We start from the raw sequence: 22,360 nt of genomic DNA on the forward strand, positions 1-22,360 counted from the left end.
GCATGAAAGCATGGGAAATATACTGCCGCCTTCGCGGGCCGGCCCGGACTTTCCAGCGTGCGCCCGTCCCCCGACGCTTTGCTTAACCGAGGTATTCATGACTCCCGATCAACGATTTGCCCGCTGGGTTCAAATCGCTATCTCGGCCCTAGCCTGTTGCTTCATCTACTTCCTAACCGCCGACCTGAGCATGCCGTTGACACCACAGGCGCAGTTGACCCGACCGGTACTGAAGGTCGCGCCGCGGGTCGCAGGCCAGGTCAGTGAGCTGGCGGTGAGCAATAACCAGTACGTACAACCTGGCCAGTTACTGTTTCGCCTCGATCCGCAGCCATTCGAGCTGGAGGTGCAGCGGGCCGAGTTGGCGCTCGAACAGGCACACCAGGACAACACTGAACTCGATGCCCTGCTGGCCGCCGCCCGTGCCGAGGTCAGCGCGGCCCAAGCCAAGTCGAACGAGTCGGGCGCTCAGGCCCTACGCCTGTCGCGCCTGCTCGAACGCCAGCATGTCTCGCGCCAGGCCTACGATGCGGCCGAAGCGCAGCATCTGATGGCCCAGGCCCAACTGCGTACGGCGCAGGCCAGAGTCCGTGAACTGCAGGCCCGTCGCGGCGGCGCCGACGGTGCCAATCTACGGCTACGCCAAGCCCGCAATGCACTGCTCCGGGCGCACCTGCAGCGGGACTACAGCGAGGTTCGCGCCGAACGTGGCGGCGTGCTCAGCAACCTGCAGCTCACCCCCGGCACCTTCGTCGCGGCAGGAACGCCGGTGGCCGCTCTGGTCGAGGACCGCCTGGACATCATCGCCGACTTCCGCGAGAAGTCCCTGCGCTACATCGGCGTCGACACCCCAGCCGTGGTCGTATTCGACGCCCGTCCAGGCGAGCTGTTCAGCGCCCGGGTCAGTCATTTCGACGCCGGAGTCCGGGAAGGCCAGATCGATGCCAACGGCGAGCTGGCAACGCCCGCGCAATCCGAGCGCTGGGTTCGCGACGCGCAACGACAACGCGTGCACCTGGCACTCGATGAAGAGCTGCCGTTCCTGCTGCCCACCGGGGCTAAGGCCACGGTTCAGCTGAAGCCCTTCGACAACCCGCTGGTGAACCTCGCCGCTACGCTGCAGATCCGCCTGATCAGTTGGTTGCACTATGTCTACTGAACCCTCCGCGGCGGCACACACACTTGCCGAAAGGGCCACAGCGCCCCGTTTGTCACTGGGCAAGAACGACCTGCGCCAGTGTCTGCGCATCGCCACTGGCGGCAGTCTGGCCTTTGTCCTGTGCAAGCTGTTCGACCTGCAGTACGGTGCCTTCTTCTGCGTCTATCCGATGCTACTGCTCGGCCTGGTGCCGCGCCTGACTGCCCACCTGATGCGCCAGTTCTTCACCCAGGGACTGGTCGTCAGCCTGGAGGTCGCGTTGCTCTACGGTCTGTTCGGCGGCCGACCGCTGCTGATGATTCCGCTGGTGTTCTTGCTGTTTCTCTACCGTTTCGCGCTGATGGCCAGCGGCCCGAACTTCCTGTTCGGCGCCCTCGGCGCAGTATTTCTGTCGATCCAGCTGAACTTCGCCAGCTACCCGCACACCGACGTCATCGCCATGCTTGGGAGCAATGGCCTGGCCATCGTGCTGGCCGCAGCGATCGCCGTGCTGATGTTCTACCTGTTTCCCGACTGCGAGCCGCGCCCCGCACGCACGCCGCCGCCCAAAGACCGCGCCAGTCGGCGCCACGAGGCACTGCTCGGGGCAACGGTGGCGACGCTGTCGTTCAGCGTATTCCAGTGCCTGGATCTGCAGGACTCGCTGTCGGCTCAGGTCGCCAGCATCCTGCTGTTGTTTCCCATGCACTGGAACGGCTCACGCTTCGCCGGCCGTACCCGTGCGCATGGCACCCTGCTCGGCTGCGTGATTGCCCTGCTGATCATGCTGCTGCTCTATGATCACCACGACCTACTGCCGCTGGTCGCCCTGCTGCTATGGATCGCCGCCATGGTCTGCGCGCGCTGGCACATGCTGGAAAAGGGGGTGCCCGGCGTCGGCTTCGGCGCTTTGACCACCCTGGCCATCCTGTTCGGCCAGTCGCTTACGCCCAGCCACGACATCATATTTGCGACCCTCTACCGGCTGAGTTCGGTGTGTGTCTCGGTGCTGTTGACCCTGTTCGTCGTGTTCATGGTGCACCGCTTGCTCAACCGCTTTGTCACTACTCGCCACAGCAGCCATTGAAGCCAACAGCTGCGGCCACGGCGATTGTCAGATCAGCGCGCGTTTTTCCTGCTCGTACACAAAGCCGGCGACCGCGCACCGCTACAATTTGTTATCACGCGTGCAACACTTTCGCGGCAAGACGCGCTTGGCCGTGGATCCGAGCGTTTTACGATCATCTGGGAGAAATGATGCGAACGCGCGTGAACCGGCGAATCCACTTGCTCCGCCGGCCCCGAAACATCAGAAGGGATAAGGCTGATCAGATGGCTCAACAGTGACCCACTTGATTTCTGTGAACTCGTCAATCACAGCGCTTCCATCGAAACGGCCGTATCCACTCTGCTTCATACCACCATAGGGGGCCTGCGCTTCGTTTTGTACGGTGGCGCCGTTGATGTGGACACAACCTGCATCCAACCGACTTGCCAGCTCAAGCGCTTTGGAGACATTGGCGCTGAAAATTGCAGATGAGAGGCCATAAGCCGTGTCATTGGCCACTTCCAACGCCTCCTCTGCCCCGTCGACACGAACGATCGTGGTAATAGGACCAAAGGTTTCCTCGTCGTAGATTTCCATGTCCTTGGTCACGCGGTCGACTAGCGTGGGCTGCATCAAGGCACTGTCGGCGATACCGCCCGCGGCGATGACAGCCCCTTTGCCGAGCGCATCTTCGATCAGATGGTTGATCCGCTTTACCGAGCCCTGGGCGATGACCGGTCCGACTACGCAGGTCGGAGATGCGGTGGGGTCGCCAAGCTCCAGTTTGCCGATTCGCTCGGAAAACTTACTCACGAATTCGTCGGCAACACGCTGATCGACCACGAAACGCTCGGTCGACATGCAGATTTGCCCTTGATACAGGAACGAGCCGAATACTGCGGCATTCACTGCGCCGTCGATATCGGCATCCTCCAGCACTACGAAAGGAGCCTTGCCACCCAACTCCAACAAACAGCGCTTGAGATGGGACGCACAGGTTTCGGCGATCATGCGGCCGACCTTGGTGGAGCCCGTGAAGTTGACCCGGCGCACGGTATCGTGGGCCACCAACGCTTCGGTGACAGCCGATGCGTCTTCGGGCGCGGTAATCAGGAAATTGAGCACACCCGCCGGCAGGCCTGCCTCAATGAAGGCATCGGCCACAAGGGCATGAGTGCGAGGACTGTTTTCCGAGCCTTTGAAGATCACGGTATTGCCGCACGCCAGCGGATACGCGATAGCGCGAGCCCCCAGGATCACCGGCCCATTCCACGGCACAATGCTCAGCACGGTGCCCACCGGCTGGCGAAGCGTCAACGAGAAAGCGCCAAGCTTATCGGTTGGAATCGTCTCACCCTTGATTTGAGTAGTGAGCGCTGCAGCCTCGCGCAGCAGATTCGCCGATGCACCTACGTTGAACTGCGCCCAGAGCTGCGATGCGCCAATTTCCTCAGCCATGATCCGGCAGAATTCCGACATCTTGGCCTCGAGGACATCCGCTGCTGCGAGCAGGAGACGACGCCGCTCGGTCGGTCCGGTCTTGGACCATTTGCGGAATGCTCGCTCGGATGAGGCCGCGAGCCGTTTTGCGTCTTCCAGGGTGCAGGCAGCCGCAGTGCTGACCAGTTTGGCGGACACAGGGTCAAGCCGTTGGATCGTCTTGCCTCCGGTAGCGTCCAGCTTGATATTGTCGATTACCAGTTGTGCACTCATTTCTAGACCTTTTAGACAGTAGGAAAATTGTGTGACGCGACCGCATTCAGTCGGCAGCTCCGGGCATACGCAGAATGGGACTGCGCTGCGCAGCTGCGTCAGTGATTGCGCGACTACGCGTAGCCGGATCTGCTACCCGGCTATTGAAGATGGGCGTTGTGCCCACCCTGCGAGCCAACTCCAGGCGAGAAGGCATCACGTCCACGGCAATGGCGGAGTCATGCGGCCAGGGCCGCTTTCCAGCCTAAACGGCTGTAGGCCAAGTTCAGGTCTTGCTGCAGATCGTGATTCCACAGCCAGTCGAATCGGCTGACGAAGACTGCGTCACAACGATGGGGTCGCAAGGTGCCCACTTCAGCGATAGCCCGCTAACCCAGCAGCTCGACCATGTCCTGGGTCAAGGTGCGCTGCTCATTCAGGCGCCGAACGATGCGCTCGACCGTCTCCAGCCGCACCGCGGCGCCGGCACGCATCTCTGCCATGGCGCCCAGGGCCGCGGCGGACTTCTCCAGGCCGGTGCTGGTGGACTGGCCGATGTGTTCGACTCCCGTCCGCGCCTCCTGCGCCGACTTCTGCAGGCTGCCGGCGATCTGCTGGATCTCGCCGCTGGACTCGTTGGCGCGCTGGGCCAGGTGACGCACTTCGTCGGCGACTACGGCGAAGCCGCGGCCATGCTCACCGGCGCGGGCCGCCTCGATGGCCGCGTTGAGCGCCAGCAGGTTGGTCTGCTTGGCGATGTCCTGGATGCTGCCGACGATGGCGCCGATGCGCATCGACTGTTGCGACAGTTCGTCGAATACCTGATCGATGGTGCCCATGTAGCCGGCCAGCTCGCGGATCGCCGCCTCGCAGGCCTGGATGCTGGCGGCGCTGAACTGCACCTTTTCTCCGCCCGCGCGCGCCAGTTCAGTGGCGAAGAGCATGTCCTGCTCGGTGCGCAGGATGCTCTCGAGCAACTTCGCCAGGGGTGCGCGTAGCGGCAGGCCAGGGTCGGAAGGCGGCTCGGGAGCAGGCGCCGCCAGCAGCACCGGCGGTTCAGGCTCAGGCGCCGGTGGCGGCGCTGGCGCTGGCGCTGGTGGCGGCAACTCGACCAGGATCGGCGGCAACCTGTGGTAGAGCAGGCCGGCCAGGGCGACGCCGGCCAGCGCCAGGGCCGCCAGTGGGCCGTGCAGGCCGCTGTCCAACAGCAGCAGGCCGGCTGCGGCCAGCGCCGCCGTCGCTTGCAGCAACGCCGCCAGCGGCTTCTGCCAGTTTCGGGCAGGGGCGTCGGTCTTCTCGTTCATCGTCAGTCTCCCCGGCGTCACAGGCCAATATGTTCCTGGAGGATCTGCGGCTGGCACTTCAGCTCGACGCTGGGCCCGTCGAACACCACCCGTCCCTTGACCATGATCATGCTGCGGTCGGTCAGGTCGAGCAGCACGTTGACGTTCTTGTCCACCACCAGAGTGGCGATACCGCTGGCCTTGATCAGGCGGATCACGTCCCAGATCTCCTTGCGGATCAAGGGCGCCAGGCCCTCGGTGGCCTCGTCGAGGATCATCAGTTCGGGGTTGGTCAGCAACGCGCGGCCGATGGCGACCATCTGCTGCTCGCCGCCGGAAAGGTTGCCGCTCAGGTGGGAGAAGCGCTCGGCCAGGCGCGGGAAGGTCGCCAGCACCCGCTCCAGGTTCCAGTCGCGGCGCCCGTCCAGGCCCGGGCGGGCGGCCATGATCAGGCTCTCGCGCACGCTCAGGTTGGGGAACATGCCGCGGCCCTCTGGCACATAGCCGATACCGCGGCGGATGATCTGGTGGGTGGCGCGGCCGCTGCAGCGCTCGCCGCGGATCAGCACCTCGCCGCGGCGCGCCGGCGTCAGGCCGAGCAACGAGCGAATGGTGGTGCTCTTGCCCATGCCGTTGCGGCCCATCAGCGCCAGGGTCTCGCCCGGCTGGATCTGCAGGTCGACGCCATGCAGCACATGACTGTTGCCGTAATAGGTGTGCAGGCCGGTGGCCTGCACCAGGGCTTGTGCGCTCATCAGAATTGCTCCTCGCCGTCGCCCAGATAGGCCTGCTGTACCGCCGGATCGTTGCGCACCTGGTCCAGCGGGCCACTGGCCAGCAGCTCGCCGTTGACCATCACGGTGAGACGGTGGGCGATGCTGAACACCGCATCCATGTCGTGCTCGACCAGGACCATGGCGTACTGCTGCGACAGTCTGGCGAGCAGTTCGACCACCCGCGCCGATTCGTCCTTGCCCATGCCGGCCATGGGTTCGTCGAGCAGCAGGAAGCTCGGCTCGGTGGCCAGTACCATGCCGATCTCCAGTTGGCGTTGCTCGCCATAACTCAGGGCATCGGCCAGGGTGTCGCGGTGGGCGGCCAGGCCGCAAAGCTCCAGCGCCCGTTCGGCGCGCTCGCGTACCTCGACATAGGCCTCGCAGCGGCGGAAGAAACGAAAGGAGTTCTTCAGCCGCGACTGCGCCGCCAGCCAGCAGTTTTCCAGGCAGGTGAAGCTGGGAAAGATGTTGGTGCGCTGGAAGCTGCGGCCGATGCCCAGGTGCGACACCCGGTTGGGCGCCAAGCCGGTGATGTCGCGGCCGTGAAAGAGGATCTGCCCGGCGCTGGGCTGAAGATGGCCGGACAGCAGATTGACCATGGTGCTCTTGCCGGCGCCGTTGGGGCCGATGATCGCGTGTACCTCGCAGGGCGCCACGCTCAGGGAAATGTCGTTGACCGCACGCAGGCCGCCGAAGGCCTTGCTCAGTCCGCGGGTTTCTAGAACATGGGCGGTCATACGCCGGCCTCCTTCTTCATCGCGTCGGGGGTGGATACCGTACTTGCGTCGCAGGCCGTGGCTGTGCGCCGGTCGCAGAGCTGCAGCAGCAACCCGGCGAGACCGCGCGGCAGCAACAGAACCATGGCGATGACCACCAGCCCCATGGGCAGCTCCCAGTGCGGGGTCAGGCCGGCGAACAGATGGTGCAGGCCCTCGAAGGCGAAGGCGCCGAAGATGGCGCCGAACAGGCTGCCCATGCCACCGAGGATGACCATCACCAGGGCGTGGGCCGAGAGCTGCCAGCCGACCTGGTCGGGGCTGACGAAACCGTATTGGGTGGCCGAGAGCATGCCGGCGTAGCCGGCGATGGTGCCGGCAATGACGAAGGCCGCCAGCTTGTAGAACAGCGGGTTGTAGCCCATGGAACGGACCCGTTCCTCGTTGTGCTTGATGCCCAGCAGCACCCGGCCGAACGGCGCGCGCAGGAAGGTGCGCAGCAGCAGATAGACCAGCACCAGGGAGCCGAGCACCAGGTAGAACAGGCTGCGCGGGTTCTCCAGGTCGAGCAGATGCACCCCGGCGATGGCCACCTCGGGCTTGAGGAACAGGTAGATGCCGTCCGAGCCGCCGGCGAAGGCCGAGTCGTGGAACAGGTAATAGAGCATCTGCGAGAAGGCGATGGTCGCCATGATGAAGAAGATGCCCGAGGTGCGGATGATCAGCAGGCCCATCAGCAGCGCAGCTGCGGCGCTGACGCCCAGGCACAGCAGCAGCGCCAGCCAGAAGTTCACCGCCTCGAACTCCGGGGCGAACAACACCAGGCTGTAGCCGGCGATGCCGAAGAAGGCCGCCTGGGCCAGGCTGACCATGCCGGTCACGCCCACCAACAGGTCGAGGCTGAGAGCGACCAGGGCGAGAATCATGATGTGGGTCAGTTGCTGCAGGTGGAAGGATACTGTCGATCCCAAGCCATAAGCAATTGCTGTTGCTGTTGCTGTTGCTGTTGCTGACAGGACATGGACATGCCATAGCGATCCTACGTGTAGAAGGTCGGGCAAGCGACCAAGCCTTTCACTTCATCACGCGGCACTGCTGCTCGCCCTACGAAATCAATGCGGGTACTACACGTTCCGTAATAAGGGACTGTGGCACCATGCCATAAAGGAAGTTGCTTCGCCTCACCGACTGACGGATAGCGGTTGGTCAGGTCAACTTTCATGGCACGGAAGACGGGGTCACCAGCTACGCAGTTCTTACGACCTTATGTGCCTCTGCTTGAAGATTTCTGCCAGTGGCTATTACGACTGGAGGGATCGTGATCCAAGCCCCGAATGCTCGCCTGATTGCGACCGAGCGAATTCAATGATGGTAAGTACGCCAACGGCCTGCTTTGCCAACTGCCCTACCCGACCGATGACACGCGTTTGATCATTGCAGCGGCACAGGAGGGAATCAAAAGGCTGTAACGAGAGGGTTTCAGCTATGCCAAAGCCCAAGTGTTGCTGCTAGACCTGTGTAAGCGTGATGAGTACACACAGGATCTATTCGCACAGGAACAGCCAGCTCGAACAGAAAAGCTAATGAGCACATTGGATGCAATCAACGGTCGCTGGGGCGCCTTAAATCATCGCACCAAACCATCTTAGAGAGAGTTCACCGTCGCCCCTAACATGGCATAGGTGATGGATATCACCTTTATCCATACCAGCAGGACTGGCTGTGAAGGCAGCATTACTTCGCCTAATCTAGCGCGGCGGGATTAAAAAGGCGCAGAGCCTAGGTGTAGGACTCCGCGCAACGCTCAATCGTTAGAAATGTTAGGCACCTAGCTCGAACAGGGGGCGCTGTCGACGCGGATACAGGCCTCCAGACTCTGGTTGCGCGGCAACAGCCGTGAGAAGTAGACGGTGACGTAGAAATAGCCCGCGTCAATCTTTGTCTGCGCCACAACCGATGTAGCATGCCCGGGTTTTATAGACCGGGCCAAGATTAATGATGCTCGCCAAGTGGGGCCTGAGCGAGAATCACGTGCCTATTCGCCGGGCTCTTAGATACCACCCAGGCAGAGGTACTTGATCTCCAGGTAATCCTCAATGCCGTACTTGGATCCTTCGCGACCCAGGCCGGATGCCTTGATACCACCGAAAGGCGCAACTTCATTGGAGATCAGCCCAGTATTGACGCCGACCATACCGTATTCTAGGGCTTCGGCCACACGGAACACGCGCCCCATATCGCGGGCATAGAAGTACGAGGCCAGGCCGAACTCGGTGTCATTGGACATCGCGATCACGTCGGCCTCGTCCTTAAAACGGAACAGCGGCGCCAGCGGACCGAAGGTTTCTTCCTTGGCTACGGCGGCGTTATTCGGTACGTCAATGAGGATGCTCGGCTCGAAGAAAGTGCCACCGAGGGCGTGCGGCTTACCACCAGCGAGTAGCTTGGCACCCTTGCTAATGGCGTCGGCAATGTGCTCCTGGACCTTGGCCACCGCCTTGGCATCGATCAGAGGGCCGGTGGTGATACCTTCGTCCAAACCGTTACCAATCTGCAACTTAGCTACCGCGATTTTCAGCTTCTCGGCGAAGGCATCGTATACGCCGTCTTGGATATACAGGCGGTTGGCGCACACGCAGGTCTGGCCATTGTTGCGGTATTTGGAGATCAGTGCGCCTTCCACTGCCTTATCAAGGTCGGCATCATCGAATACGATGAACGGCGCGTTTCCGCCCAGTTCTAGCGACACCTTTTTAATGTCCTTGGCACATTCGGCCATTAGCTGGCGACCAATTTCGGTGGAGCCAGTAAAGCTCAACTTGCGCACGATCGGGTTGCTAGTCAGTTCGCTGCCGACTTCGCCAGCACTGCCAGTGATTACACTGAACACGCCTTTGGGGATCCCGGCACGCTCGGCCAGCACTGCCAACGCCAGCGCCGAATAAGGCGTTTGCGACGCTGGCTTGAGCACCATGGTACAACCGGCGGCCAGGGCCGGGCCGGCTTTACGGGTGATCATGGCTGCCGGGAAGTTCCAGGGTGTAATCGCTGCCGTTACGCCGATGGGCTGTTTGATCACGATCAGGCGTTTGTCCGGTTGGTGGCCGGGAATTACGTCGCCATACACGCGCTTGGCTTCTTCGGCGAACCACTCAAGGAAGGACGCCGCGAAAGCAATTTCGCCCTTGGCTTCGGCAAGTGGCTTACCTTGCTCCATGGTCATGAGACGACCCAGGTCGTCCTGGTTTTCAATCATCAGTTCAAACCAGCGGCGCAGTTTGTTGGCGCGGTCTTTAGCTGTCAGTGCACGCCAGGCTGGCAGGGCATGATCTGCTGCTTCGATGGCTCGACGGGTTTCCGCTGCCCCCATCTTCGGCACACTACCCATAACTTCGTTGGTGGCCGGATTGGTGACCTGAATGGTCTGGCCGCTGTCCGCGTCCAACCAGGTTCCGTCGATATAAGCCTGTTGGCGGAACAATTGGGTATCTTTGAGTTGCATGGCGTGCTCCTTCGCAGACTGCATTCAGTGCTGCTCAGCTATTTTCCAAGCTATGAATTTAAGCCGAGGAGAGCCACATAAAAGCAATTCTCTCCTCCCCCGGATTGATCTAACCAACCCACTGAGTGGTGTCGTCCAGCGCCCTGGCAAAGCGCTCTACAATCATTCCGACTTCCTGTTCGTTGACGATTAACGGCGGGCAGAAGGCCACGGCATCACCCATGGCGCGAGTAATCATGCCGTGTTCCTGGGCTCTGCCGGCCATGTAGCGTCCGAGGGTGCCTAGCGCCTGATACGGCGCCTTGCTCACGCGATCGCCAACTAGTTCTACCGCAGCGATCAGTCCACAACCGCGAATTTCGCCCACCAAGGGATGATCGATGAAATGCTGTAGGCCGCTGCGCAACAACTGGCCCATTTGCGCCGCATGCTCGACCAGGCTCTCCTCTTCAATAATCTTCAGGTTCTCCAAGGCCACGGCAGTAGCTACCGGATGACCGCTGCCGGTGAACCCATGCCCAAGCGCGCCAAGCGCTTGGCTCTGATCAGCGATGCCCTCAAATACTGGGGCATTGATCAGAATCGCCGCTATCGGCTGATAAGAAGATGACAGTTGCTTGGATAACACCATGATGTCCGGCTGGATACCAAAGGTCTGGCTGCCAAACATCTGCCCGGTACGCCCAAATCCACAGATTACCTCATCGGCGATAACCAGGATGTCGTACTTACGGCAAACTTTCTGGATCTTCTCCCAGTAGGTACGAGGCGGCACTATGACACCGCCAGCGCCCATCAATGGCTCGCCAATGAACGCTGCGATAGTCTCCGGGCCTTCGGCGAGAATCTTCTGCTCGAGCTCGACGGCAAGGCGGTCAGCGAAATGCTCTTCACTTTCACCGGCAAGGGCGAAACGATAATGGTGCGGGCAGCCGACATGCAGGAAGCCTGGAAGCGGCAGGTCGAAACCGCGCTGGTTGCCTGGAAGGCCAGTCAAGCTTGCGCTGGCGACGGTGATGCCGTGGTAGCCGTTGACCCGACTGATGAACTTCTTCTTGGCTGGTTTGCCTAGAGCGTTATTGAGGTACCAGACCATCTTCACTACAGTATCGTTAGCCTCGGAACCGGAGTTGGTGAAGAACACCTTACTCATAGGCACCGGCGCCATCTCGATCAGCTTTTCGGCTAACTCGATACTCGGGCGATGCGATTTGTGACTGAACAGGTGATAAAACGGCAGGGTGTTGAATTGCTGCTCAGCTGCCTTGATCAGACGTTGATTGCTAAAGCCAAGCGCGGCGCTCCACAACCCAGCCATCGCCTCGATATAACCCTTGCCCTGATCGTCATAAACATAGATACCCTCCCCGCGCTCGATGATCAGCGGGCCAAGCTCCTGATGAAGGCGAGCATTGGTGTAGGGGTGCAGTTGATACTGAATGTCTTTTTCTGGCAGCGAGGATACTGACTGGTTCATGGGGCGCTCTCAATATGACTAACAAGCATGGTTTCTGGGAGTAGCCTTATAAGTAGGCATCCGGCTTTTGATCACAATCACACACTTCAATTCGGTAACGAGTTCAGTAACGATGACTTGGCTCGGGGACGTTAAGTGCACTAGCCGATAGCCTATTAGACTGAGCCGGTGCGGGGCTTGTCGTCTTGCGCACAGTCTTGTTCGTTCCAGTGCACTGCCGAATTCGCCCCGCACTGCCTCATGCGGGATGTTGGTTTTTTACAAACCTGGGTAGCCCCTGCAGCTGTGCATCAATCTGCTTGATGATGTAGGCGCCTATGGGAATTGCAGAGGTAGCCGCCGGCGATGGTGCATTGCAGACGTTGACGCTACGGCGGGTATTGCGGAACAGGAAGTCCTCGATCAACTTGCCGTCCGCTGAAACCGCTTGGGCGCGGACGCCGGCCGGGTAAGGCTTGAGATCCTGCAGCGTTAAGCTGGGGCAGTACTTGCGTACTTGCTGTAGATAACCACGCTTGAACAGCGAGTTTTTCATCTCGATCAGGCCGGGCCGCAGATTGTCCTTGAGCACTTTAAGAATGCCCGGATTGGTGAGCATTGCGAACGTGTCGGACAAAGATATGTCACGCTTGCGATAGCCCTCACGCTTGAGTGCCAGCACAGCATTGGGACCGACTGTCACACTGCCGTCGATCATTCGCGTCAGGTGCACGCCGAGGAACGGCATGGAGGGATCGGGAATCGGGTAGATCAGGTGATTGACGATCCGGTTGTGCTGCTCAGGCAGCAAATAGTATTCGCCACGGAACGGGCAAATGCTAAAGCCAGGATCTAAGCCCAGTAGACATACAATGCGGTCGGCCATCAGACCCGAGCAGGTCACCAAAAAGCGTGCAATGACTTCTTCATGCTGGGTTTTAACCCGCATCTCCGTGGCGCGCTCTTCCAGGCCGATGACTTCGCTGTCGTAGCGAATCTCGCCACCGTGCCTCTGGAACTCGCGAGCCATGGCAGCGGTGACCTCGGCATAGTTAACGATACCACTGGAGGGCACGAAGATCCCGCCGATTCCGGTGATGTTCGGTTCGCGTTCCTTCAGTTGCTCCGCAGACAGCCACTCGCGCTCCAGACCATTGGCTGCAGTGCGCTCCCAAAGCGCGCGCATGCGCTGCATTTCCACCTCATTGGTGGCGACCAGCAACTTACCGCACTCATCGTAGATAATGCCGTGCTCGTTACAGAACGATTTGGTAGCACGGTTGCCTTCCAGGCAGAACTTCGCCTTCAAGCTACCCGGCGTGTAGTAGACGCCGGCGTGGATGACCCCGCTATTGTGCCCCGTCTGATGCTTAGCTGGCCCGGACTCTTTCTCGAGCAACAAGATTTTCGACTCTGGGTAGGCCTTGATTAATTGCATGGCAGTCGACATGCCGATAATGCCGCCCCCGATGATCACAAAATCGTACACCGCTATCACCTCTACTCGATCTGTTTTGCCCCGTGGACAAACGACAAGGGCTAAACCGCGCAGCCCCTGTTCAATTAATGGCAATTATTGGCCTTGCTGATGGCCGAGTTTGGGGTAACTGAAGTAACCGCGCTGGCGCATCAGTTCACGGCGCAGCCCAGGGTGAGGGGTGAAACGATCGCGGCCATGCAGCCAATACAGGTTATTAATCAGCAGGAAGCAGCCAACTGGCACCGGCACGGAAAGCTTCTGTTTACTGCCCTCCAGGGAGATAGACAGGTCGGTCAGCCAGTTGCCCTCGTCGAAGTCTTTGGGCTGAACAAATTGATCGATATAGCGAATAGTCGGCCGCCCTTCGGCGTCGACATCAAAGATCGAATGGAACACGTCCGTATCGACCCTTTTACTCGGCGGCGCGGTCCAGCGCATGACGCGCCGTGCTAGCGGATGATGGAAGAAAGCATGGCGATCCTCCCAGTCGTCCAGATGCAGGATCAGCGAGTTGCCACCTTCGATATTCTGCTCATCGATCTTCATCATCAGCACGTAGTCGGTGATCTGATCGACGAAAGTACCATCGTTGTGCAACTCCATTACCCGGTGAGGTTGGCGCAGGTAGCTGTCCGAATTATCGACGTTCTCGACCACGAAGCGTGCGTAGAACTGGCCGCTCATCGCATCAAAGTTCGACCGCCCCAGCAGGTGGGCCACAGCAGTCGAGAATTTGACCATATCATCAGCTTGTGCCACATCATTCAGGGCCTCCTGCTTGATTAACAGCCCTCCGGTGGCACGATCCATTAGGGCGTTGAGTAGCACCGGGCGCAGGCTGTTACCGCAGAGATCGTCAAGAATTTTGGCGAAGCGAAATCGCAAGAAGGACTTGTATTCCAGCGCCTGCACCGGCCACTCGGCCACTGCTACACAGAAAGCCTCTATCGTCGCCTTAGTGAAGGTCAGCTCGAACAAACGGGGCGACTGAGCGGAGGGTGAAAGAGAAAACCCCTTAACGGCGGTCGGTAGCGGCATCACAAGATCTTTGAGCTGGGTAAAGGCATTCATGGCAGAGTCCTGACGAAAAAATTGTCTGTACGCCGCCCCGAGATTTACCAGAACAGCCGGACTAAAAATATAGCTATTTTATAAAAATGTCTACGCTTTTATAAAATAGCGACACTCGGCAACTGCATCTCCACTTAGTAAATATTTCTGCAGTTGCGTATGATGGATAAAACCCGTTGAGGAGCATGGTTTATGGATACGCTCGCCCCCCGCCAAAACTCAGCAGTCAGCGGCTATGAGTGGCTCAAGCGGGACATAATTCAGGGCATGTTCAAGCCCGGAGAAAAACTGCGAATGACTGCGCTTAAGGAGCGCTACGACCTAGGCGTAGGCCCTCTGCGTGAAGCGCTATCGCATCTGATTGCGGAAAATCTGGTAGTAGCTATCAGTCAGCGTGGCTACCGCGTCGCTCCTATGTCGCTGAGCGAAATGCAGGACATCTATGACGCACGGGCCAATCTCGAAGCGCTGGTACTTAAGCTCGCCATCGAACGCGGCGATGACGCCTGGGAGGCCCAGGTGTTGGCCTATTCGCATACATTGGCCAAGGTAATGGAGGTCAAGACCCAGGAGCAGATGCTGGAAATATGGGATGCCCGACACAAGGCCTTCCATACAGCTATAGCCTCCGGCTGTGGGTCTAGACACCTGCTGCAGGCGCGCGCCTATCTGTTCGATCAGGCCGAGCGCTATCGCCAGCTGTGGCTGCGGCGCACGGTGCTATCCGAGGAGGCCTTGTCCCTGAAACGTCAAGAGCACAGCGAACTGGTAGAAGCTATCCTTGCCCGTGACGCAACGCGAGCAAGCGCCATGATGCAGGCTCATCTGATGACACCAGTACCGATCATCGAAGGGATCATGCGCAACAGCAACCTGAGAGCATCCCAGTCCGCCCCTGAAATCATGGGATAGTTACCGTGTCTCGCCCTTAGAGGGGGTGCCTGCGGAATTTCAGCATGTTTTTTGCAGGACAGACCTGAAGCAATTACTACCCAACACCATAGCTTTGCACCTAGCATGGTTCCGTCTTACGCTTGTGAAGCCTGCGCCGCTCTCAGCCCGCTCGCGTGAACCTAAAACAATAAGCTTGGCTTGATCAGCAACACCAGCTACGCATGAGTTTGCCAATGCAGACGACAAAGGCTTACCCAAGTTAGCGCCCGTATGGAATATCAGACGCCGATATATAACTGGTACTCCCGCAACGGTGAAAAGGCGTGGAGCCTTTATGGGGAGCTACGCCGAGTGACTTCTAATCCCCCAGAGCACATTGACAATAAAGTAACCGGCTACGGCTTTAACGAAACGGCTCGGGCTTCACTGGCAGTACAACTAAAGTGCTGGCGAAAATGCCGGGAAAATTGTGCCTGATCACTGAACCCCCAACGATATGCCAGCTCACCGATTGATAGGTGGCAGTGGGGATCACGTAGGCGTTGATATACAGCCTCCAATCGTTTCAGGCGAATCCATTCACCGAGACTGTAGGGCGTACTGAAAAATAATTTATGCAAATAGCGAACCGATAAGCCGCAGGCCTGAGCAATATGCTGCGGGTTTAGTTCAGCTGAACACAAGTTTCGGTCGATGTAGTGCTCGATACGCTGCAAATGCAGGGCAGCTAGACTCGAACTCTCACTATTAAGGACGCGCTCATCTTGGCGCAGAGCCATTAACAACGTCGAAAGCACCTGTTCCAGCAGCATATGACGGGCATCCGCATCGCATTCGTCGAAGCGCGCGGCACACATCGCCAGTTGATCAACAAAAATTCGTCCCAATCCACGCCGAGCCTCGAAACAGAAACGGGTGTAGCGCTCGGCTCCACGTATCTGTCCATGTAGCGCGCGCTCAGGCAGCTTGAATACCCAAAGGTCGTTGTCGCAGGAGTAGTGAAAACGATAAGGCGCATCGCCTCGCTCGAAGATGAACCCACCTGGCTTACAATGGAGCTCACGACCGTCTTGCTCGAAGTGTACTTCGGTAAGGCGCGGCACTGTTACAAGGTAACAGGGTTCAGTATCTTCGCTAACCTGGCTCTCGCTGCGCGAATAGCCTAGCTGACTGGAGCGCAGGCGCGATAACGCCAACGGCGTACTGCCCGTTTTCCAAATTTTCAGGCTGCCTTGGAAAATGGCGCTGGAATTGAACTCCAACGACAATGGAAAATATGTATTGCCGATGGCTTCGGCCCAACGCGATTGCCTTTCTCCCTCAGGCCAATACCGCGTAGACAATTGATCTGTCATGAAAGGTCCTCAATTTGTAGTTATTATGAGGGCGGCACCAACGGTGAATGCCGTCGGTGCCGTTGTTACACAATCCTTTGTTAAAAATCCCTGACGGTCAATGACCGGGAGTCAGTTCATATGTGGCCGAGGGATCCAGACTGACCCGCCAGCCCGGTGGAACAACGATGTTTGTGGTCGCTTCCTCAATCACACAGGGACCTTGAATAATCTGCCCTACTTCTATGCGGTCGCCGTTGTACACAGGCGTGTCCTGCCAATCGTCTTGCGCATTGAACAGCATCGGACGATGACCAGCCGGAATCGCGGCCGTTGCCTTGAGCGGGGTTGCAAGTTCAGGCATTGGTGGACGCTGTAACCGCGCGATCACCGAGCACTCTAGATTAACTAGTTCGACCGGGCTGTTAGGCTCACTGAAGGAAAACAGCGCCTTGTGCCGCTGGTGGAAGGATTCGCGCAGGGCCGCCAGGCTGCTACGGTCGAGCCGGTCGCAGCTCAGTTCGACGCTGCACTCGTGGATCTGTCCGAGGTAACGAATCTCCAGGCTGTACTGGCATTCAATACGATTGTCACCACCGAAACCATCGTCTCGCAGGTTCGTCATACCACGCTCGCGTAACTGCTGCAGGGCCTGGTTTAGTTGCTCCAAATCGACGAACTCGTCATCCAAACGCATCGGCAAAGTAGTCAGCTGATCATAGCGGATGTCAGAGAGAATCTGGCCGAAGGCGCACAGCCCCGAAGCCACCTTGGGAATCAGCACAACCTTGCTGCCGATTTCCTCAGCTAGTCGCATCACGTGCATGCCCGCTGCACCACCGGCACCGATCAGGGCGAAGTCACGGGGATCATAACCACGCTCAATGGACACGCGGCGGATACCACTAACCATGCTCAGGTTAACCAGGGTAATGATACCGACGGCCGCGCGCTCGACACTGATACCCAGCGGTTCGGCAATTTTACTGCGGATCGCATCGATCGCGGCTTGTCGATTTAGACGGATGCTGCCACCGAGCAGTGCACCATCAGCCAGATAACCGAGCGCCAGGTTAGCATCGGTTACAGTCGGCTCGACCCCACCCTTTCCATAACACACAGGCCCGGGGTTAGCCCCGGCACTGCGTGGACCGACCTGGAGCATGCCGAAGTCGTCAAGGTGGGCGATCGAGCCACCGCCGGCGCCAAGGGATTCCACCTGAATCATTGGCACGCCGATACGGTAACGGAGGAAGTCGCTGTCTTTGCTGAAGTTGGTGCGACCGCCTTTGCTAAGAGTGATGTCGAACGAGGTACCACCCATATCGACGGTGATTACGTTGTCGATACCGAATGGCTGGGCCACGCACAAGCCGGCTTGCGGGGCAGATGCCGGACCGGAGTTGATCGCGTTGACCGCCCGCTCACGCATTACCACGCCAGGAGCCAGACCTCCGTTGGACTGGAAATAGCGGGTAGGCTGCTGCGCGCCCAGCTCCTCGAACAGCGCGTCGATGCGTTCGATATAACGACCCATCACTGGGCTAAGGTAGGCGTTGACCACGGTTGTCGAGGTGCGTGTGTATTCGCGAATCTGCGGGAACACCTCGTGGCCGCTGCAGACAAATACGTCAGGTAAAGCCGCACGCACCATAGCCATAGCGCGCTGCTCGTGACTAGGGTTGCGCACCGACCAGACGAAGGAGATCGCCACCGCCTGCACCTGTTGTTCGCGGAAGTAGTCGATGGCGGCATGAATCGCCGCCTCGTCTAGCGGGCTGAACTCGCTGCCGTCACTGATAATACGCCCGCCGATTGGACGGCGCAGGTGGCGCGGCACTAACATATGCGCCGGTGGATAAGTGGCGTCATAGCGATGGCCATCTTCTTTGTGGCCAAGGCGAATTTCCAGGCTGTCTTCATGGCCATCGGTACACAGCAGGCCCACCTTGACCCCGGTCTTTTCGATCAGTGCGTTGAGCGCCACAGTCGTCCCGTTGATGCACAGATCGCAGTCGGCAATGATCTCGGCTGGTGTACGGCCGAGGGCATCGGCGATTTGCGCCAGACCGTTGCGTATGGCCAGGGTGCCGTCATGTGGGGTGGACGGCGCCTTGAACAACTGCACGTTGCCCTGATGGTCGGCGAGGATGAAATCAGTGAAGGTGCCGCCGGCATCGATGCCCAGGCGATATTGTTGTTTGCTCATTTTCGAATTCTCTGCATTGCTCAAAGGGGCTGTGCTCAGTGCGCGGCTCGGTGTGCGTGGGTTGCGGCTTCATCGAGTTGGCCGTTGCCGTCAATCACTACGCCGTATTCAAGGCGCGCGCCGTCAATCGAGACCAAGCCGTTGCGCACATCGGCTAGAACCGTGGCCAGCGGACGACGTAGTGGGTCGCCATAGCCACCACCGCCCGGGTTGACGTTGATTACGCGCTCACCTGGTTGTGCGGTCAGCAGAGTGTTCTGGATGTAATGGTCTTCCTCACCGTCGACATGTCTATGGATCAAGCGGCCGAGCTTGGGCTCGAGCAGAACATTCTTCGCCCCTGCCGCACCGGCGGTAGGCAGCTGCCGGCCCTCACCGAAACCGACCACGGTCATGGCGTGCTTCAGCGGCTCGAGCTCCAGGCGAGTACCAGAGCCACCGCGGAATTCACCGGCGCCACCACTGTCGGTCATCAGGCTGTAGCGGTGTATCAGTACCGGATAGGAGTACTCAAGCAGTTCGATATCGCCGGACGTCAGCGCGCCGAAGCAGCACAGCGGGCCGCAAGCAGGCCAACCATCCATAGCCTTGTTAGCGCCAGCGCCGGAGATGACCGAGGCCAGCACCATGGTCACATATTCATCGTTGTTGTTGCGTGGGTCGTGCCCAGCGATATTGATCCCGCTGGCATGCCCCCAGGAGGCGGTCACACGCTCCGGAGCCGCCTGTTCAAGGGCCAGACGCACGGCATCGGCGAGGGTTTCCATCGGAGTAGTGGTGCAGTTGACGTGCGGTGCCGGCTCCTGGGCGTTGCACAGAGTACCGGACGGGCCAAGGTCTACACTCACGCAGCGATAGAGGCCTTCATTGTAGGGCGGTGGCACCTGGGCGAACATCATCAGTCCGAGGTAAACCCCGGAGATCGAATTGCCCGCGTAGGAGTTGATGAAGTAAGGCACCTGCGGCGGGCTCTCTATCAGAACGTGCGCCTCGTCGCCGCGAATTTCCACCTGGGCAGTGATCGACAATTCTCCCAGACCATGACCGGAGTCTTCGAGAATGGCAGTGCCGCTGTAGAAACCGTCTGGCACATCACGCAACAATGCGCGCATATGACGGTCTGCCATATCTTTCAGCTCGGTAATGCACGCTCGGACCTGGTCGACGCCATAGCGATCGAGCAACTCGATCAGGTGACGCTCGCCCACGCTGCAAGCACCGTACTGGGCATTCAGATCGCCTTCTTGATAGGCGCGGGCGCGCATGTTGGTCAGCAGCAGGTTGATTACGTCTTCCCGGCGCTGGCCCTGGGCCCACAACTTGACAGGCGGGATGCGCAGGCCCTCTGCGTAGATTTCTTTTGCGTCCGGGTTGTAGCCGGCCGGTACCGGGCCGCCAATATCGGTCAGGTGGCCCTTGCAGACCGTCCAGAACACCAGCTCGCCCTTATAGAACACCGGTTTGTACATGCAGCAGTCGAGGATATGACTGCCCATGTAGGCTGGATCGTTATGATAAATAACATCGCCCTCGGCAATCTCATCACCGAAGAAGCCAGCAACGCATTTCATCGCTGGGATAAGCGAACCGAGATGAATAGGAAGGTCCTGGCCTTGCAGGATCATTTCCGGGAGGTGATCGAAGAGTGCGTTGGAATAGTCGTGGGCGAGGTTGAACACGCTCGAGCGACTGGTCTTTTCCAGCGTCAGGGTCATTTCTCGCTGGGCTGTTTCGAGCGCACCGCGCACGACTGCCAGGGTGATCGGGTCTACTATGTTCATGGGTCACCACAAATCTTGTTTTTGTCTGGGGAGGCGTGACGGATGTCTTGCCCACATCGCTAAGCTACGCGCGGGCCTAGCGGCTGGCTTGTCTTCAAGCGCACCGTTTTTTGGCCTGAAGTGAACTGTTTCTACTGGTGCATCTACTCAAGATCTAATGCCGGGAGGCCGGAACGCTGCGATCGGGTAGGAGGCGGCCTCACGGCCGCCGTCCTCCCACACCACCGTGCGTACGGTTCCGTACACGGCGGTTCAGGCCATGCGGTTAAGCCGATTGATCGTATCCAGTATCGAGACCAGTCAAAGTCTGTCCCATAGCTTCTTCGGCAGCGCCTGATTCATATGCGGCGCTCCTGAGTTCCACCACGGGCCTCGGCCATTGAAGGCCGACTTGCAGGCACGCTCCTCGCTCAATCCCAGGCGCATCAGGTTGCGCGCCCTCGTAGAGGGCTGCTTCCATTGCCGCCAGATGACACAGCGAAGTTTGTGCCTGACCCAGCCATCCAGCTCTTCCAGTGGACGCTTGCTCTGGCTGAGCTTGAAGTAGCCTGCCCAGCCTCGCAGCACCGGGTTTACCCGCTCGATGACATTCGCCATCTTGTGGCCCCGCACCCCTCGCAGCAGTTCCCTGAGACGGTCGCGCACACGGCGCAGGCTCATGGTTGCCACTCGCAGTCTAGGCTGCGAGTGCCAACTCATCCCATACCCCAGGTAGTCGCATTTCCACGACCCAGCCACGCGACTCTTGTCCCGATTCAGTCTCAGTTTCAGACGGTGATTCAGGAACCGCTCGACACTGGCCAGCACTCGTTCGCCAGCACGCGGACTACGGACATAAATGTTCGCGTCATCGGCATAGCGCACGAAGCGATGGCCTCGCCGCTCCAACTCACGGTCGAGTTCATCGAGCAGGATGTTCGACAGCAGCGGCGAAAGCGGGCCGCCTTGCGGCGCCCCCTCCTGCCGATGGCTGACAACCCCGCCCGACATGACGCCCGCTTCGAGGTAACGGCGGATGAGTCTGAGCACCTGTTTGTCTTCGACATGGCGCTCAACACAGAACATCAGGATGTCGTGGTTGACCCGATCAAAGAACTTCTCCAGATCGAGTTCCACGCAACACCTATGACCCGCCGCCACATGGGTGCGGGCCATCTCGACAGCCTGGTGAGCGCTTCTGCCCGGACGGAAGCCGTAGCTATAGTCCGAGAACAGCGGATCGAAGATCGGCGTGAGCTGTTGCAGCAGGGCTTGCTGGATCAGGCGATCCACGACACTGGGAATGCCCAGTTGCCGCATACCGCCCTGCGGTTTGGGAATTTCGACCGCCCGCACTGCCTGGGGATGGTATTCACCTGCCAGCAGCCTGACCTTCAGGATGGGCCAATACTGTTTCACGTAGCCTGCCAAGTCGGCGACCGTCATGCCATCGGCACCCGGCGCCCCCTTGTTGCTGACCACGCGCTGATACGCACGCTTGAGATTGAGCGGCGCAAGCACCCGCTCCATCAGCGTGTCCGGCTCCGCGTTCATCCACGTCACCGACGCCGCCGATACCTCTGCGCTGTCAGGCGTCATCCTCGGCCTCTGGCCGGGACTCGGGGTGACAGTCTTCTCTTGGAGAAATTTCTGCATTTCGGTTATCGACGAGACGCTGACGCCTACTGGCGGCATGACCTGTTCGGCCCTTGATGGCGTGGTTGACCGCCACTTACTACGGCCTCGGCTGACTTCTGCACGCCCATCCCGTCGCCTCTCGACAATCGGTAGCACAATGGCAAGCGTACAGATCTCCCAGGGTAATTCGCGCGACCTTCCTGCTTATGCCTGTCGGATCTACGTCGCAGCGTTCCGTGCAAGTATCGGGCTTTGGCGATTATGGCCACCTCACCCCGCTGCGCCGCCTCATCCGCTTCCTGTTCGTCAGGCCAGCATTTTGTCTCGGGCTTCCTTCAGATTCGCAGTCGCCCGCGACACCCT

At 59.4% G+C, this 22,360-nt stretch carries 16 protein-coding genes and 1 pseudogene; 3 read left to right on the forward strand and 14 right to left on the reverse strand.

Annotated features, from left to right (window positions below):
* Nucleotides 1-97 precede the first annotated feature (97 nt).
* A complete protein-coding gene (locus tag P2T68_RS18025) occupies nt 98-1,159 on the forward strand; it encodes an HlyD family secretion protein (RefSeq protein ID WP_023663266.1) in 1,062 nt (353 codons plus the stop codon).
* Nucleotides 1,149-2,225: a DUF2955 domain-containing protein gene (locus P2T68_RS18030; RefSeq protein WP_078451698.1), complete on the forward strand. Its 1,077-nt coding sequence runs from the start codon at nt 1,149-1,151 to the stop codon at nt 2,223-2,225. The genes P2T68_RS18025 and P2T68_RS18030 overlap by 11 nt, the downstream gene beginning before the upstream one ends.
* Before the next feature lie 222 nt (nt 2,226-2,447).
* On the opposite strand, the gene P2T68_RS18035 is transcribed toward P2T68_RS18030, so the two are convergent.
* The 10 genes and pseudogenes from P2T68_RS18035 to glaH form a co-directional block, all read right to left on the reverse strand.
* Entirely contained in the window at nt 2,448-3,899 is a 1,452-nt protein-coding gene (locus P2T68_RS18035) for an aldehyde dehydrogenase (RefSeq protein WP_023630205.1), read from the reverse strand.
* A gap of 368 nt (nt 3,900-4,267) precedes the next feature.
* Nucleotides 4,268-5,182 carry a methyl-accepting chemotaxis protein gene (locus tag P2T68_RS18040; protein ID WP_024075420.1) on the reverse strand — a complete coding sequence of 305 codons (915 nt, stop codon included), beginning with the start codon at nt 5,180-5,182 and terminating at the stop codon, nt 4,268-4,270.
* A gap of 17 nt (nt 5,183-5,199) precedes the next feature.
* Entirely contained in the window at nt 5,200-5,916 is a 717-nt protein-coding gene (locus P2T68_RS18045) for an ABC transporter ATP-binding protein (protein ID WP_024075421.1), read from the reverse strand.
* A complete protein-coding gene (locus tag P2T68_RS18050) occupies nt 5,916-6,674 on the reverse strand; it encodes an ABC transporter ATP-binding protein (protein ID WP_023048108.1) in 759 nt (252 codons plus the stop codon). The genes P2T68_RS18045 and P2T68_RS18050 overlap by 1 nt, the downstream gene beginning before the upstream one ends.
* Complete coding sequence (locus tag P2T68_RS18055; protein WP_023048107.1) at nt 6,671-7,579, reverse strand: branched-chain amino acid ABC transporter permease; 909 nt, start codon at nt 7,577-7,579, stop codon at nt 6,671-6,673. The genes P2T68_RS18050 and P2T68_RS18055 overlap by 4 nt, the downstream gene beginning before the upstream one ends.
* Nucleotides 7,580-7,605: 26 nt before the next feature.
* Nucleotides 7,606-7,917 (reverse strand): annotated as a pseudogene (locus tag P2T68_RS18060) (endonuclease); the annotation flags it as partial.
* A gap of 786 nt (nt 7,918-8,703) precedes the next feature.
* Complete coding sequence (gene gabD, locus P2T68_RS18065) at nt 8,704-10,155, reverse strand: NADP-dependent succinate-semialdehyde dehydrogenase (RefSeq protein WP_024075423.1); 1,452 nt, start codon at nt 10,153-10,155, stop codon at nt 8,704-8,706.
* 109 nt (nt 10,156-10,264) lie between these two features.
* Nucleotides 10,265-11,632: an aspartate aminotransferase family protein gene (locus P2T68_RS18070; protein ID WP_023048105.1), complete on the reverse strand. Its 1,368-nt coding sequence runs from the start codon at nt 11,630-11,632 to the stop codon at nt 10,265-10,267.
* A gap of 238 nt (nt 11,633-11,870) precedes the next feature.
* Entirely contained in the window at nt 11,871-13,100 is a 1,230-nt protein-coding gene (gene lhgO, locus P2T68_RS18075) for an L-2-hydroxyglutarate oxidase (RefSeq protein WP_023048104.1), read from the reverse strand.
* 84 nt (nt 13,101-13,184) lie between these two features.
* A complete protein-coding gene (glaH, locus tag P2T68_RS18080; protein ID WP_023628647.1) occupies nt 13,185-14,162 on the reverse strand; it encodes a glutarate dioxygenase GlaH in 978 nt (325 codons plus the stop codon).
* A 192-nt stretch (nt 14,163-14,354) separates the two neighbouring features.
* On the opposite strand from glaH, the gene csiR reads away from it, so the two are divergent.
* A complete protein-coding gene (csiR, locus tag P2T68_RS18085) occupies nt 14,355-15,074 on the forward strand; it encodes a DNA-binding transcriptional regulator CsiR (protein ID WP_023048102.1) in 720 nt (239 codons plus the stop codon).
* Nucleotides 15,075-15,451: 377 nt separating this feature from the next.
* On the opposite strand, the gene P2T68_RS18090 is transcribed toward csiR, so the two are convergent.
* From P2T68_RS18090 to ltrA, 4 genes are all read right to left on the reverse strand, one after another.
* Complete coding sequence (locus tag P2T68_RS18090) at nt 15,452-16,411, reverse strand: helix-turn-helix domain-containing protein (RefSeq protein WP_033902870.1); 960 nt, start codon at nt 16,409-16,411, stop codon at nt 15,452-15,454.
* Between the two features lie 97 nt (nt 16,412-16,508).
* Nucleotides 16,509-18,599, reverse strand: coding sequence for a hydantoinase/oxoprolinase family protein (locus P2T68_RS18095; protein ID WP_033902869.1), 2,091 nt, complete (start codon nt 18,597-18,599; stop codon nt 16,509-16,511).
* A 35-nt stretch (nt 18,600-18,634) separates the two neighbouring features.
* A complete protein-coding gene (locus P2T68_RS18100; protein ID WP_033902868.1) occupies nt 18,635-20,380 on the reverse strand; it encodes a hydantoinase B/oxoprolinase family protein in 1,746 nt (581 codons plus the stop codon).
* 300 nt (nt 20,381-20,680) lie between these two features.
* The gene (ltrA, locus tag P2T68_RS18105) at nt 20,681-22,054 is read right to left on the reverse strand and encodes a group II intron reverse transcriptase/maturase (protein WP_049950174.1); all 1,374 of its coding nucleotides are present in this window, start codon (nt 22,052-22,054) and stop codon (nt 20,681-20,683) included.
* Nucleotides 22,055-22,360 lie beyond the last annotated feature (306 nt).

The sequence above is a fragment of the Pseudomonas sp. G11 genome (assembly GCF_029457515.1).
Taxonomy (GTDB): Bacteria; Pseudomonadota; Gammaproteobacteria; order Pseudomonadales; family Pseudomonadaceae; genus Aquipseudomonas; species Aquipseudomonas gorinensis.

Coding starts and splice junctions, on each gene's coding strand:
- P2T68_RS18055 (WP_023048107.1), bottom strand. CDS start 7,579: ATGATTCTCGCCCTGGTCGCTCTCAGCCTCGACCTGTTGGTGGGCGTG.
- P2T68_RS18095 (WP_033902869.1), bottom strand. CDS start 18,599: ATGAGCAAACAACAATATCGCCTGGGCATCGATGCCGGCGGCACCTTC.
- P2T68_RS18040 (WP_024075420.1), bottom strand. CDS start 5,182: ATGAACGAGAAGACCGACGCCCCTGCCCGAAACTGGCAGAAGCCGCTG.
- P2T68_RS18100 (WP_033902868.1), bottom strand. CDS start 20,380: ATGAACATAGTAGACCCGATCACCCTGGCAGTCGTGCGCGGTGCGCTC.
- P2T68_RS18050 (WP_023048108.1), bottom strand. CDS start 6,674: ATGACCGCCCATGTTCTAGAAACCCGCGGACTGAGCAAGGCCTTCGGC.
- P2T68_RS18070 (WP_023048105.1), bottom strand. CDS start 11,632: ATGAACCAGTCAGTATCCTCGCTGCCAGAAAAAGACATTCAGTATCAA.
- csiR (WP_023048102.1), top strand. CDS start 14,355: ATGGATACGCTCGCCCCCCGCCAAAACTCAGCAGTCAGCGGCTATGAG.
- P2T68_RS18025 (WP_023663266.1), top strand. CDS start 98: ATGACTCCCGATCAACGATTTGCCCGCTGGGTTCAAATCGCTATCTCG.
- P2T68_RS18090 (WP_033902870.1), bottom strand. CDS start 16,411: ATGACAGATCAATTGTCTACGCGGTATTGGCCTGAGGGAGAAAGGCAA.
- ltrA (WP_049950174.1), bottom strand. CDS start 22,054: ATGCCGCCAGTAGGCGTCAGCGTCTCGTCGATAACCGAAATGCAGAAA.
- glaH (WP_023628647.1), bottom strand. CDS start 14,162: ATGAATGCCTTTACCCAGCTCAAAGATCTTGTGATGCCGCTACCGACC.
- gabD (WP_024075423.1), bottom strand. CDS start 10,155: ATGCAACTCAAAGATACCCAATTGTTCCGCCAACAGGCTTATATCGAC.
- P2T68_RS18035 (WP_023630205.1), bottom strand. CDS start 3,899: ATGAGTGCACAACTGGTAATCGACAATATCAAGCTGGACGCTACCGGA.
- P2T68_RS18045 (WP_024075421.1), bottom strand. CDS start 5,916: ATGAGCGCACAAGCCCTGGTGCAGGCCACCGGCCTGCACACCTATTAC.
- P2T68_RS18030 (WP_078451698.1), top strand. CDS start 1,149: ATGTCTACTGAACCCTCCGCGGCGGCACACACACTTGCCGAAAGGGCC.